Genomic DNA, 13451 nt, shown 5'->3' with positions numbered 1-13451 from the left:
CGAGGCGCCGGTCCGTGCCGGTCGAACGAGCATCACCCTGGCGGCCGCCCCGGATTCGCGTCACCCGCCCCGGATTCGCGCCGGATTCGCGTCGGCTGCCGCCGTCGCGGTTTAACCCCCGATCCGCACGAGCGACCAGTGCGCGCCGGCGTCCGTGCTTCGCCAGAGCTGACGGCTGTTTGCGACCTCCGCGATCGCGAACCCGACCGTGTCATTGACGAAACCGACAAAGGCGAATCCGCTTGCACCACTGGGTGTCGCGGCAGTCTGCATGGTTCCGTCGGTGCCGATCCGGATGAGCCGGCCGCCGTGCGCAATCACCGCCGTCGTCGGATCGATGGCGGCCACCACGGCGGCGTCCGCCGGCAGCGTCGACCCGACCTGCCGCCAGGACGTCCCAGCGTCGGTGGAGACGTACGCGCGCGCATGGTCCGCGCAGAGCAGCCAGAGGGCGCTGGCGGTGATGGACAATCCGCCGGTCGGAGCCGGAACACACGGCGGCGCCGGCAGTTCTGCGAAGGTGGCTGCATCCGTGCTCCGGACGGCGCGTGGTGTCCCGGTTGTCGGATCCTCGCCCGCGACAATCACGGTGGTGTCGTGGACGACGAGCGCCGGCTCCGCTGGGCCGAAGACACCGGCGGCATCGACCGGCCCCCAGGTTCCGGCCGGGTACGTCGCGGTGAACAACCGCGCCGTACCGGTGGCGCCGGGAGGCGACCCTCCGCCGGTAGCCACGATCGCCCAGGCGTGTCCGCTGGCCACCTCCAGCTGCTGGACCGTGCCGGTGATGCTCGTGATCTGCTGCCACGATTGCGCGCCGTCCGTGGTCTGCCAGAGCGCACCGCCGAAAGCCCAGCCGTTCTTCGCGTCGACGAACCGCATATTGGCGATGGTTTGTGGACTGACACCGTCCATCCCGAGAAGATGGTCGGGCACCACGGCACTCGCGGGAGCAGCCATTTCCGTGAAGGATTGTCCGCCGTCGGTGGTTTTCGCGACGGCGGTGCAGGTTCCCGTCGCGCACGGGGCATCTCCGAGGACCCAGAACGTCTGCCCGTTGCTCGTCGTCCCGGTCACCGAGAGCGGCACGAAACCAGCCGGCGGCGTGCCGCCGGCCGGAACGGTGCCGGCCTCGGCAGATGTTGCGGCGACCGCGGGTGCGCTGGTTTCCGTGGCCTGGAGGGTCGGTGACGCGACGAGCCTCGACGGTTGCACCGCTGCGGCGGTTTGTGCGTGAGTGCCGGCGGTTTGGCGCGCCGGTGCGAAGGGGCGGACGACGGCGGTGGTCGCCAGTGCCACGGCGACGACGCCTGCGGCGGCCAGGGTGCCGGCGCGGCGTGCCTGACGCCGTCGGGCCCCGCGGTGGATGACCTCGAGCATGTCCGGCCGAGGGACGAGCGGCGGATGGCCGGCCCGGAACAGGGCGCGCAATCGCTCGTCGAGTTCGTCGTCGGTCACGGCTCCATTCCCTTCCTCGAACGGGTGATGCGCGGGTCATCGGTGCGCCCCCCTGCGCCGGGAACGTCGGCGAACTGCGCCGCGTCACGTCGAAGCGCGGCCAGAGCTCGCGAGGCCTGACTCTTCACCGTGCCGACCGACGAGCCCATGATCTCCGCAATCTGCGCCTCGGAGAGATCTTCGTAGTACCGCAGGACGATGACAGTCCGCTGCCGCGGTGGGAGGGCGCGTACCCGCTCCCAGAGCGCCAGATCACGCGGGGTCAGGCCGTCGCTGGGCCCGCTCTCCTCGGGGATGTCGACCACCAGGCGCTCCCGCCGCAGGCGCCGCCAAATGCTGATGTTGCGGTTCACCATGATCCGTCGGACGTATCCCTCCGGGTCGCCCTGCTTCTCCACCCGGTGCCACGCGAGCATCGTCCGCTCCAGCGCGTCCTGCACCAAATCCGCGGCCGCGTGCGGATTTCCGGTCAGCGCGTAGCCGAAACGCAGGAGCTCGGGCATCCGCGCGCGCGCGAATTCGTCGAAGACGCGTCGGCGTTCGTCGTCCACGCTCACCCCGGGCATCTCGTCCGCAGCTGCGGACGCTCCGCGGAGCGGACCGGTTGCATCGACGAGGACACTCATCGGACCGGCTCCCAGGGAATTGCCTGTGGAAAGGCGAGAACCCCACACGGGTCGACCGCAGTACCGATCAATTTCTGCAGGTTCGCCCCATAATAAGCGGTTTCCCGGTCCGGCACTGGTGGACCGACGTAATTCGGGTACGCCGAGCCATCCGCCGAGCCGCCCGCATATGGCCGTATTTCGCACGATGTCGTCGGCCACCTCCGCGGGATCGACGCCGAGCCGCTGGCCGAGCGGCCCGCATATGGCCGTATTTCCCGCCGGCGGTCGCCCAGTCGTTGGCGTTTCTCTTCCGGATTCACGGCACTGGGGAGCGGTGTGACGTCCCGCGCCCAAGCGGGAACGGTTAGCCGATCGATGGTGGCCTCCAGGGTGGCTCGACGTGTGCGGGCGGGTTGCCGAGGCCCGGTGTGGGGAAGGATCGGTGATCCCCGGGAGACCGGACGTGCCCGGCTTACCTCGCGTGCGTCTGCTGGAAGGACGCCGTGGGCCGGTGCAGGGATGCATGGCGCGCCGCTCGCGTCTGCAGTCCGGGTCGGCGTTCCCGGCCCGCTCGCGTGTCCGGCCCGCGCCGCTCGCGTCTCCGGTCCGTGCTTTCGGCTTTCCGGTCCGGCTCCGGCCTCTGGATACTGACGGGTGTGCGGCTCACAGATTTCTGGGACCGGATGCGCAGTGCGTTCGGTGAGGTGTACGCGGCATCGTTCGCTCACGACTTCGTGCTTGCCGAGCTGGGGGAGCGGACGGTTCACCAGGCATTAGAAGCCGGCGTGGAACCGGCCGACATCTGGCGCGCGGTGTGCCGGGCCGTCGACGTGCCGACGCACCTGCAGTGATCGATCGCCGCCGCGGGATCCGGGATTTCGCCGCGTGCAGCGGGACCCAGGCGTTTCCGGCTTCGCCTGTCGGCGTCGTCCACCGTGCCCGAGGCCGCCGCCCAGGCCGGGTCGGCGCTCCCGGGGTCTTCCCGCTGCCGCCGTCCGCCGTCCTCGACGTTGCGGCATGTGCGCCGTCCCGTGGCATCCGCGTGGCGCTTCGTCCGCGTTCGGCGTGTCGCCGCGGGATCGAACATCTGTTCGGTTAGTGTCCACACACGGTGGGACGGCGATACACAGCCGCGGCCGGTGAATGGGAAACGTCGGCGAGGGCGTTTAGCGTCGTTCGCGACCGAGTTCCGCACCGTGAAAGAACAGGATGGGCAGACCGATGGCAGCAGCATTCGACCGCGAGAAGGCACTGGAGCACGCGATCGCGCAGATCGAACGGGCTCACGGCAAGGGTTCATTGATGCGTCTCGGTGACGAGGCGCGGGCTCCGATCGACGTCATCCCTACCGGATCGATCGCCCTGGACGTCGCGTTAGGGATCGGCGGTCTGCCGCGTGGGCGGATCGTCGAGATCTACGGACCGGAGTCATCGGGCAAGACCACCCTGGCACTGCACGCGGTGGCGAATGCCCAGCGCGCCGGCGGCATCGCCGCATTCATCGACGCCGAGCATGCCCTGGATCCCGAATACGCGAAAAAGCTCGGAGTGGACACCGATAATCTCCTCGTCTCCCAGCCGGATACGGGAGAACAAGCCCTGGAGATCGCCGATACGTTGATTCGGTCAGGGGCCATCGACGTCGTGGTCATTGACTCGGTTGCTGCGCTGGTGCCCCGGGCTGAAATTGAGGGGGAGATGGGCGACAGCCATGTCGGCCTGCAGGCCCGGCTGATGAGTCAGGCGCTCCGCAAGATTACCGGTGCGCTCAGCCACTCCGGCACGACCGCAATCTTCATCAATCAGCTGCGAGAGAAGGTCGGGGTCTTCTTCGGAAGCCCGGAAACGACCACCGGTGGGAAGGCTCTGAAGTTCTACGCTTCGATCCGCCTTGATGTCCGCCGCATCGACACCATCAAGGAAGGGCAGGAAGCCATCGGCAACCGGACCCGGGTGAAGGTTGTCAAGAACAAGTGCGCCTCCCCATTTCGGCAGGCTGAATTCGACATCCTGTACAACGTCGGAATCAGCCGGGAGGGCAGTCTCATTGACATGGGGGTGGAGCACGGCATCATCCGGAAATCCGGTGCCTGGTACACGTACGAAGGCGACCAACTGGGTCAGGGCAAGGAGAACGCCCGTAATTTCCTGCGGGAGAATCCCGACCTGGCGGACGAAATCGAGAAGAAAATCAAGGAGAAGCTTGGCATTGGGCCGCGGGTTGACGCGCCCATTGACTTGACGGTGGTGGAGCGCTGAGGAGTCCATCGGCGAGACGCCGGACCGAACCGCCGGGCCTCGACGATCCCGTCGAGGCCGGACGGCGGATCGCCCTCGATCAACTTGCCGGTGCGCCGCGTACCAGGCAGCAGCTTGCTGACGCGCTGCACCGGCGGGGGATTCCTGCAGATGCGACCGCCGAGGTGCTGGAACGGCTGGCCGCGGTTGGTCTCATCGATGATCGGGCGTATGCGGTCCAGTGGATGACCAGCCGACGACGGCGCGGACTTGCCCCACGGGCAATCGCCGGCGAACTGCGGCGCAGAGGCGTGGATGAGGTGATCATTCGCGAGACGGTGGACACGGTCGACCCGGACGACGTGTTGGCTGCGGCAACTGCGCTGGCCCGCATGCGTTGCCGGACCATGGTCGGCCTGCCGGAACCCGTAAAGGTCCGTCGGCTTGCTGCGATGTTGGCCCGCCGTGGGTACTCACCCGAGGTCGTCTTCCAGGCGATCCGGCACGTCCTCGGTGACGGTGTCATCGAGGAGGGTGCGACGGACGCCAGCGATGCGGAGCGTGCTTGACCGACTCCAGTCCGGCGCATAGCCTCGGCAGAAGTAAGGAGTGGGCCGGACCAGGCCGCAACCGACCGGCGTCCGACGACCGATCCGGGGTGCCTCGGCACCCGTAGCCATAACAACGGAACGATCACGAAGTGAGACCGGGACCTGCGAACCAGGTGGTGCGATAGGGGACGTAGCGGCGAGACGTGCGTTCGCGTCACCGTGAGGTGACGTGCATGTCGCTTACGTTGCCATCCGCGTCACGGTGAGGTGCGGTCGGCCCCTCGCAGTGCCATCGCGCAGCGAGCTGCGCCCGACCGAGGGAGAGCAGGGATGCCCGTATTGATCGCTACTGTCGGGGTCGTCGCGGTCGCTGCCCTGGTGATTGCAATCTTTGTTGTCATCAAATTTGGCCGGGCTCCCCGGGTCGATGCGGGGAACGTTCGCCAACCCTCCGGCATGTCCGGACCGGACGCCGCCGCTGCCGAGGCCGAGATTCGGGAGGCTCGGTCCGAGCTCGAGCGTCGCGAACAGCGCCTCGCCGAACGCGAGGCACGACTGGACGCCGAGCATGAGCGCCTCGCCGCCCGCGAGCGGCAGCTTGCTGAACTCGAAGAGAAGCTCGGCCGCCTGCAAGCGGAGCTTGCGCAGGTCGCGGAGGAACGGCGGTTGCTGCTCGAACGAACGGCCGGGCTGACCGCCGAGGCGGCCAAAGCCGAGCTCGTCGCGCTCATCGAAAACCAGGCCAAGCGGGATGCCGCGTTGACGGTCCGCGAGATCGAGCGGGCGGCGACCGAAGAAGCCGAACGACGCGCGCGGGAGATTGTGACCACTGCGATCCAGCGGGTTGCCAGTGAACAGACGGCCGAATCGGTCGTCTCCGTCGTGCACCTGCCCGGCGACGAGATGAAGGGCCGGATCATCGGGCGTGAGGGTCGCAACATCCGGGCGTTCGAGTCGATCACGGGCGTCAACCTCATCATCGATGACACCCCCGAAGCGGTTCTCCTCTCGTGCTTTGATCCGGTACGCCGCGAAATCGCCCGGGTCGCATTGGAACGTCTGGTGGACGACGGTCGCATCCACCCCCTCCGCATCGAGGAGGTGTACGAAGCCAGCCGGCTCGAAGTCGAGCGGCTCTGCCAGCGGGCCGCCGAGGACGCCCTGCTCGCGGTCGGCATCACCGGCATGCACCCCGAGCTGGTCGCGCTCCTCGGTCGCCTGCGCTACCGCACGTCCTACGGGCAGAACGTGCTCAAACACCTCGTGGAGACCGCCCATCTCGCGGGCGTCATGGCCGCCGAACTGCACATCGATCCCCAGCTGGTCAAGCGCGGCGCGCTGCTCCACGACATCGGCAAGGCCTTGAGCCACGAGGTGGAGGGCAGCCACGCCCTGATCGGAGCTGAACTGGCCCGGCGGTACGGCGAGCACGAGGACGTCGTCCACGCGATCGAAGCGCACCACAACGAGGTTGAACCCCGCACCATCGAGGCGGTCCTCACCCAAGCGGCTGACGCGATCAGCGGAGGCCGCCCGGGCGCCCGGCGCGAATCCCTGGAATCCTACGTGCAACGGTTGGAGCGGCTGGAAGAGATCGCGTCGGCGTACGAGGGTGTCGAGAAGGTCTTCGCCATGCAGGCCGGACGTGAATTGCGCGTGATGGTCCTCCCCGACGTCGTGGACGACATCCAAGCGCAGGTCATCGCCCGTGACATCGCCAAACAAATCGAGACGGAACTCACCTACCCCGGGCAGATCCGGGTCACCGTCGTCCGTGAAACCCGGGCCAGCGAATTCGCCCACTAAGGAGCCGGCGGCGCCGGCGTGAGCGGAAGCACGGGAATTCCCGGCGGCGAAAAGCCGAAGAGCTGGCCGTAGAACGACAATTCCGCTTCCAACGCGCGGACGATGTTCTCCGCCTGTCGGAACCCATGCTGCTCGCCCTCAAACAACAGATACGCATGCGGAATTCCCTTGGCCGCCAGCGCGTCGCGGAACAATTCCGCTTGGGACGGCGGAACGATGGGGTCCTGCGCGCCTTGCAGCAACAGCACCGGGCAGCGTACCGCGTCGACGCGGCGGATCGGCGCCCGCTCGCGGTAGACGTCACGCGCCTCCGGCAGGGGACCGAGCAGCCCGTCAAGGTAGTGCGATTCAAAGTCATGGGTCTCCGCCGCGAGCTGCTCGGGATCGGCGACACCGAAGTACGAGGTGCCCGCGGCGAAAACGTCCGTGCGCGTGACGGCGCAGAGGACCGTCCAGCCGCCGGCACTGCCGCCGCGGATCGCCACGCGGTTCGGGTCGGCTTCGCCGGACGCCGCTAATGCGCGAACCGCCGTCACACAATCAGCGACATCGACGACACCCCACTGTCCACGCAAACGTTCCCGGTAGGCGCGGCCGTACCCCGACGACCCGCCGTAGTCGACGTCCAGAATTCCGATGCCGCGGTTGGTGAAGTACGCGTATTCCAACCGGAATATCGGCGGCGACGATGCTGTCGGACCGCCGTGCGCGACGACAATGTATGGCGGGCGCTCACCATCCGGCGCACGGAAATCCGGATTCCGCGGCGGATAAACGTGCGCGTGCACGTCATGCCCGTCGTCGGACCGGAAAATACGCGTGACCGGCACCGGCAAGTATTCCTCAGGGGGAAGGGTCTCCAGCGACCGGCGCACCACTGCGTACCGGCCGGTAGAAACGTCCACGCGCGCAACCGACAGCGGGTGCGTCGGACTCGCACCGACGACGACAACCTCGGAGCCGTCGGCGGTGACCGACGCATCCACATACGACAGGGGAATTGCCACATCCACGACCTCACCGGAATCGGGGTTCAGCACACCGAGATGTCCGCCGTGAATGACAGCGATCCGGCCGTCGGCGAGCGGTGCGAACCACCGCATGCCCAGTTGCCACAGCGGACCGCCGCATTCTTCATCCCGCGGTGCAAGGGCGTGAACCGCCGCGCCGTCCCAGCGGTACAGATTCCACCACCCGCTGCGGTCGGAGAGGAAATACAGCGAACCGTCCGTCGCCCACGTCGGCTGCAGAATGGATTCCGCCGGCCCGCCCGCGACAGTCGTCCAGGTGTCGACGATGCCGTCGCGGAGCGCGCCGATCCGTAATTCGGTGCCGTCCCACGGCATCTGCGGGTGATCCCACGCGACCCAGGCAAGGCGGCCGCCGTCCGGGCTCACCGTCGGATACGCGAAGAACCGGCTGCCGCCCACGACAACCCGGATGCGTCGCGGATCATCGGCCGCCGACCCGTCCAAGGGAACGGCGACAATGTCCCGGACGACGTCCAATGCCCCGGCGGCCGTGACCGTCTCCCGCACGCACCACACCTGCCCGTCCGGGCCGACCGTGGCGTCGGCGTATCGCCAACCGCTCGGCACGGCGGGAGCAGGTGTCAGGGGACGCGGGTCCTCCTCCCCGGTGACGAGGTAGAGCCGCTGGTCGGTCCATTCGCTGAAGACAAACGAGTCCGCGGCTATCGGCCAGAAACTTCGGCCGCCGTACTCATGGACCCGGGTACGGGCGTTCCACGGCGGCCCGAGAAGGTCACCTCGCTGGGCGGAGACGACGACCTGCCGGCCCTGCTCGGTCGGGCGGCCTTCCAACCACCAGACGTCGCCGGCGACGAGGCTCGGAAATCCAAGCCGAACGCCGCCCCGCGCGACGTCGGCTGCGGAAATCGGGGACACCCAACTGCCGTACGGAGCAATCTCGGGCACCCCTCCATGGTGACGCCCAGTCCACGTGCCGGTGCGCCGCGGGTTCACCGATCGGGACGGCGCGGTCAGCCGGGCGCGGCGGCGCCGGTGCGGTCCCGCCGCGTCCCGCCGGCCCGTACCCTGAATCCCGTGACCCTCCTCGACTCCGACAGCCGGCAAAGCGCCGAAGTATTGCCTGCGGCAGGCCCTGCCCCGGACCGGCCGCGCACCTATCAGGTGCGCACGTTCGGCTGCCAGATGAACATGCACGACTCCGAGCGGATCGCCGGTCTGCTCGAGGCGGCCGGCTACGTCCGCGCAGCTGACGACGAGCCCGCGGACGTCGTCGTGTTCAACACCTGTGCGGTGCGGGAGAACGCGGACAACCGGCTGTACGGCAATCTCGGCTTGCTGCTGCCGGTGAAGAAAGCCAAGCCGGACATGCAAATCGCGGTCGGCGGCTGCCTGGCGCAGAAAGACAAAGGCGATATCGTACGCCGGGCGCCATGGGTGGACGTCGTCTTCGGCACCCACAACATCGAGGCGCTCCCGGTGCTCCTCGAGCGGGCGCGGATCGCCCGCGAGGCGCAGGTGGAAATTCGCGAGGCGCTCGAGGTGTTCCCCTCCACCCTGCCGTCGCGCCGGGAATCCGTGTACGCCGCATGGGTGGCGATCAGTGTCGGCTGCAACAACACCTGTACGTTCTGCATCGTGCCGAGCCTGCGCGGCCGGGAACGGGACCGTCGTCCCGGCGACATCCTGCGGGAAATTCAGACGCTGGTCGCGGACGGCGTCCTCGAAGTGACCCTGCTCGGCCAGAACGTCAATTCCTATGGAGTGGATTTCGGCGACCGTCAGGCCTTCGCGAAATTGCTGCGCGCCTGTGGAACGATCGACGGACTGGAACGGGTCCGGTTCACGTCACCCCATCCGCGGGATTTCACCGACGACGTCATTGCGGCGATGGCCGAGACACCGAACGTGATGCCGCAGCTGCACATGCCACTGCAGTCCGGTTCCGACGCGGTGCTTCGCCGCATGCGGCGGTCCTATCGCAAAGAGAAATATCTCGACATTATTTCCCGGGTGCGGTCGGCGATTCCCGATGCGGCAATCACCACCGATATCATCGTCGGATTCCCGGGTGAGACCGAGGACGATTTCGCCGAGACCCTCGACGTCGTCCGCAAAGCCCGATTCGCCGGCGCCTTCACGTTTCAGTACTCCAAGCGGCCGGGCACACCCGCCGCCGAGATGCCCGACCAGGTGCCGCCGGACGTCGTCGCCGATCGGTTCGCCCGGCTGGTCGCTCTCGTCGAACAGATTGCCCTGGAGGAGAACCAGGCCCAGGTCGGGCGGGTCGTCGAGGTGCTCGTCGCCGAAGGGGAGGGGCGGAAGGACGCCGAGACGCACCGGATGAGCGGACGGGCGCCGGACAACCGGCTGGTCCACTTCCGGGCCACCGACGCTCGGCCCGGCGACGTCGTGACCGTCGCCGTCACCCAGGCAGCTCCGCATTGCCTCATCGCCGATCAGGTGCTCGGTGTGCGCCGCACCCGAGCCGGCGATGCCTGGGAAGCCCGCCGGAGCGTGCGGCCGAGCGGCGTCCTCCTCGGCATGCCGGCTCTCCGGCCGCGTACCTAGCCCGGACGGCCGCCCGGGAAGGCCCGGGGCTGGACTCGCGGGAAGGCCCCCCGGGCTGGACTCCCGGCCTGCGGTGGGGAATCAGAGGCAGCCGGCGGGGGCCCCGACCGCCGCGAGCCCGGCCCGGTCGCTTGGGCTGTAGGTGGCCGGCGTCTGGGGACTCAACACCGGATACATGATCTCCGTCGGTTGGCTGGCGTGGTTGAGCCCGACCGCGTGCCCAAGCTCGTGAAGGACCGCGGTGCCGAGGGTCACCCCGCCTTGGGTACTGATCGGCAGGAGTCCCGTCGCCAGCGCATCCTGGGTGATCACGGCAAATCCGTGCGCGATGACGATGTGCCCGTTGGCGTTGTAACCCGCGGTCCAGCCGCCCTCGCCGACGACGGTCCCGGTCGCGCCGTCGAAGAGATCCGTGGCTGACCGTGGTATCACCGCGACGATGAGATCGTCCGGTTCGGTGTCGATGTTGGTCGTGGTGGGGACGAACGTGGTGGTCCCGTCGTAGCGCAGAGTCAGGCCGCTGTCGGCGGCAAGGACCTGCACCTCGGTTGAGATCACGCTCGCAACGCTGCTCGGCAGGGAGCCGATGTTCAGCTGCCAGCCGACGGGCTGGCACGGATTCCAGCGCACGACCTGACCAGCGATCGTGTTCACCACGTAATCGTTGTCTGCGGCGTTGACCGGAGGGCTGAGTCCGGCGGCGACCGCGACCGCGTCGACCACCGCATCTGAGATCGCCGCGGCGCCGCCGACAACGGTGACGGCGGCGGGATGCAGGGTGGCAACGAGCGACTGCTGGGCGTTCGTCAGGGACGAGCCGACGAGGAGGAGCGCGGTCTGCAAGTGGCCGGCGAGGGCCGCGCCGGAGATGGCATCGGGGAACGTCGCACCGGAGGCGACGACGAGGTTGGCGACCGAGCCGCCGAAGCTGCCGACCGCCAGTGCGTTCGTCGCGTACCGGTCCGCACCGGCGATCCGTGTGACAGGGGCGATCGCCTGGGAAATCTCGGACGCCACGGTGTCGGAGATCGCGGCAGTTCCGCCGACGATGACGACCGATGACGGGTGGAGTTGCGCCAGCGCTGCCTGCGTCGGCGCCGGGACGGCGTCCGGCGCGGTGAGCAGCACCGGGCTGTTCCGGGCGGCGGCGAGTGCGGCTGCCGTCAACGCGTCGGCGAAGGATTCACCGGACGCCAGGTACACCGTTGGGGCCGACGTCCAGGTCGCGGTCGCCAAGAGCGCCGCGGTGGCGTAGCGATCCGCGCCGGCGATCCGGCTCCATCCGTTGGCGGCGTACCGGCCGAGGAGGTCTCCCGTGGTATCGGGGATGGCCGCTGGACCGCCGACCAGGATGATCTGACCTGGGTGGTTGGCGGCGACGGCGTTGATCGTCGTCTGGCTGGGTGGATTGCCGACCAGCAGGACGGCGTCTTGCGCCCCGGCGGCACCGGCGGCGGCGAGCGCATCCGGGTACGTCGCGCCGGTCGCGACGAAGAGCCGGGAGACGCCGGTCGGGTAGGTGCCCAACACGGCCGCCGAGGTCGCGTACCGGTCGGGGCCGGCCAGCCGCTGGACGGTTCCGGTCGTGGCGGGCAGCGCATGGAGCCTGATGGGCGCCGGCACGGCGGTCGGGGAGCGGTGCCCTGCTGGGGATGCCGCCGCGGTCCCGGAACTGGGCACTCCGGCGATCGCGGAGAGCGCAAGGACGGCGCCCGCCAGGACGCGGGCCGGGCGCATTGGTGCACGGCGGCGTTGACCCGCCTCGGTATGGACGCAGCGAGTCGTCGCGCCACCGCGCATCGGTTCAGCCTTTCGGTACCGGGCGCTGCCACTGCGGTCGCCCTGTTCGCTTTTTTCGGCAGGGCAGGGAGGTCAGCTGAGCAGTCCGGTCGGTGAGACGCCAGCCGGCGGTGCGGGTGCGCACGATGTCCGGCGGCGTTTCTGGTTCCCGGAGTCCCGTAGTGTTTCCGCGGCCCGATGTCCGGCGGCGTTCCCGGCCGGTCAGTGGTGCAAGGTACGGGCGAGCCACTCGCGCTGGGTGGCCAGCTGGGCTTCCAGTTGATCTACTTCCGCCGTGCGTCCAGCCTGGCGCGCCCGGTCGATCTTCCGCTCAAGCTTCGCCACGGATTCCCGCAACCGGATGACGAGCGGCGAGCTCGAGACCGCCGCCGCCCGGCGCTGCTCGTCGATGGCGTTGCGGATGCGAGCCACCAGGGTGTCGAAGCGCTTGTCCAGGTCGGCGCTGACGTCTCGTGGGGCGCGTCCGATCTGTGCCCAGCGTCGTTGGAGGTCACGCAATTTCGTCTGGAGCGCGTCCGGATCGCCGTTCACATCCACGGTCTCCGCCTCGGCGAGCAGCGCCTCCCGCGCCGCCTGGTTGGCACGTTGCTCCTCGTCACGCTGCGCGAGGGCCTCCGCCCGCCGGGAATAGAACGTCTCTTGCGCGGCCCGGAACCGCTGCCAGAGCGCGGATTCGGTGTCCCGATTGACGTGACCGGCGTTCTTCCACTCAGTCATGAGCGTGCGGAATCGGTTGCCTGCCGTCGTCCAATCGCTGGATTGCGCGAGGCTTTCCGCTTCCGCAATGAGTTTTTCCTTGCGGGCAATGATGTCTTTACGTTCCTGTTCAAGCCGCGAGAAGTACTCACCGCGGCGGCGGTTGAATTCCGACCGGGCCGCCGCGAAACGCTTCCACAATTCGGCTTCCGCCTTACGATCCGCGCCTTTGATTTCCCGCCATTGGTCGGCGATTTCCCGCAGCCGGTCACCGGCCTTCTTCCACTGGGTGCTCTGTGCGAGCTCCTCGGCCTGCTCGACCAGCGCCCGCTTGGCCTCCGTGGCTTGATGCGCGGCAAGCCGCCGCGCCTCCCGCTCCTCTTCACGCTTCGCTGCGGCGGCGTCAATCAGCTGGCTGAGCCGGGAGTCCAACGCGTCGAGGTCGCCGACGACGTTGGCGGTGGGCAGGCTCTCCCGTAATCGTTTGGCCGCGACCAGGGTCGTCGATGGAGACGCCGTACCGGATGCGAATCGCGTCTCCAGCAGCCCGACCTCGGTCGCCAGGTCTTCGTACCGGCGGACGAAATGCGCAAGGCCGTCCTCCAACGACCCGGCCTGCCATGACCCGACGACCCGCTCGCCGTCACGGGTCTTGACGTAGACGGTGCCGTCCGGCGCGATTCGTCCCCACTGGGTCTCGATGCCCATGCCCTGTCGCTCTCCCTGCATCATCG

11 protein-coding genes are annotated in these 13451 nt (G+C 68.5%); 5 read left to right on the top strand and 6 right to left on the bottom strand.

Annotated features, from left to right (window positions below; translation table 11 throughout):
• Positions 1-111: 111 nt before the first annotated feature.
• The 3 genes from ACEL_RS07705 to ACEL_RS12925 are packed head-to-tail and all read right to left on the bottom strand — an operon-like array spanning position 112 to position 2386.
• The gene (locus ACEL_RS07705; RefSeq protein ID WP_011720330.1) at positions 112-1458 is read right to left on the bottom strand and encodes a WD40/YVTN/BNR-like repeat-containing protein; all 1347 of its coding nucleotides are present in this window, start codon (positions 1456-1458) and stop codon (positions 112-114) included.
• The gene (locus ACEL_RS07700) at positions 1455-2024 is read right to left on the bottom strand and encodes a SigE family RNA polymerase sigma factor (protein ID WP_083760640.1); all 570 of its coding nucleotides are present in this window, start codon (positions 2022-2024) and stop codon (positions 1455-1457) included. The genes ACEL_RS07705 and ACEL_RS07700 overlap by 4 nt, the downstream gene beginning before the upstream one ends.
• A 56-nt stretch (positions 2025-2080) precedes the next feature.
• A complete protein-coding gene (locus ACEL_RS12925) occupies positions 2081-2386 on the bottom strand; it encodes a BBE domain-containing protein (protein WP_420794977.1) in 306 nt (101 codons plus the stop codon).
• Positions 2387-2722: 336 nt separating this feature from the next.
• Here ACEL_RS12925 and ACEL_RS07690 point away from each other — a divergent pair, with 336 nt between their 5' ends.
• The 4 genes from ACEL_RS07690 to rny all read left to right on the top strand — a co-directional run bounded on the left by ACEL_RS07690 (position 2723) and on the right by rny (position 6661).
• The gene (locus ACEL_RS07690; protein WP_011720328.1) at positions 2723-2917 is read left to right on the top strand and encodes a DUF3046 domain-containing protein; all 195 of its coding nucleotides are present in this window, start codon (positions 2723-2725) and stop codon (positions 2915-2917) included.
• A 370-nt stretch (positions 2918-3287) separates the two neighbouring features.
• The gene (gene recA / locus ACEL_RS07680; protein WP_011720327.1) at positions 3288-4325 is read left to right on the top strand and encodes a recombinase RecA; all 1038 of its coding nucleotides are present in this window, start codon (positions 3288-3290) and stop codon (positions 4323-4325) included.
• Positions 4322-4873, top strand: a complete 552-nt coding sequence (locus ACEL_RS07675) for a RecX family transcriptional regulator (RefSeq protein WP_083760546.1) — start codon at positions 4322-4324, stop codon at positions 4871-4873. Before recA ends, ACEL_RS07675 begins: the two co-directional genes overlap by 4 nt.
• Before the next feature lie 312 nt (positions 4874-5185).
• Entirely contained in the window at positions 5186-6661 is a 1476-nt protein-coding gene (rny, locus tag ACEL_RS07670) for a ribonuclease Y (RefSeq protein WP_011720325.1), read from the top strand.
• On the opposite strand, the gene ACEL_RS07665 is transcribed toward rny, so the two are convergent.
• Positions 6658-8598: a S9 family peptidase gene (locus ACEL_RS07665; protein ID WP_011720324.1), complete on the bottom strand. Its 1941-nt coding sequence runs from the start codon at positions 8596-8598 to the stop codon at positions 6658-6660. The two genes, rny and ACEL_RS07665, sit on opposite strands and share 4 nt — an antisense overlap.
• A 237-nt stretch (positions 8599-8835) precedes the next feature.
• Here ACEL_RS07665 and miaB point away from each other — a divergent pair, with 237 nt between their 5' ends.
• A complete protein-coding gene (miaB, locus tag ACEL_RS07660; RefSeq protein ID WP_049751630.1) occupies positions 8836-10221 on the top strand; it encodes a tRNA (N6-isopentenyl adenosine(37)-C2)-methylthiotransferase MiaB in 1386 nt (461 codons plus the stop codon).
• Positions 10222-10302: 81 nt separating this feature from the next.
• On the opposite strand, the gene ACEL_RS07655 is transcribed toward miaB, so the two are convergent.
• Both ACEL_RS07655 and ACEL_RS07650 read right to left on the bottom strand, forming a co-directional pair.
• Positions 10303-11958, bottom strand: a complete 1656-nt coding sequence (locus ACEL_RS07655) for a cell wall-binding repeat-containing protein (protein WP_011720322.1) — start codon at positions 11956-11958, stop codon at positions 10303-10305.
• Positions 11959-12222: 264 nt separating this feature from the next.
• A complete protein-coding gene (locus ACEL_RS07650; RefSeq protein WP_041835008.1) occupies positions 12223-13425 on the bottom strand; it encodes a DUF349 domain-containing protein in 1203 nt (400 codons plus the stop codon).
• Positions 13426-13451 lie beyond the last annotated feature (26 nt).

This window comes from Acidothermus cellulolyticus 11B (assembly GCF_000015025.1).
GTDB lineage: Bacteria > Actinomycetota > Actinomycetes > Acidothermales > Acidothermaceae > Acidothermus > Acidothermus cellulolyticus.
Note: the sequence above shows the minus strand (reverse complement) of the source record. Positions and strands in the feature narration are given on the sequence as shown.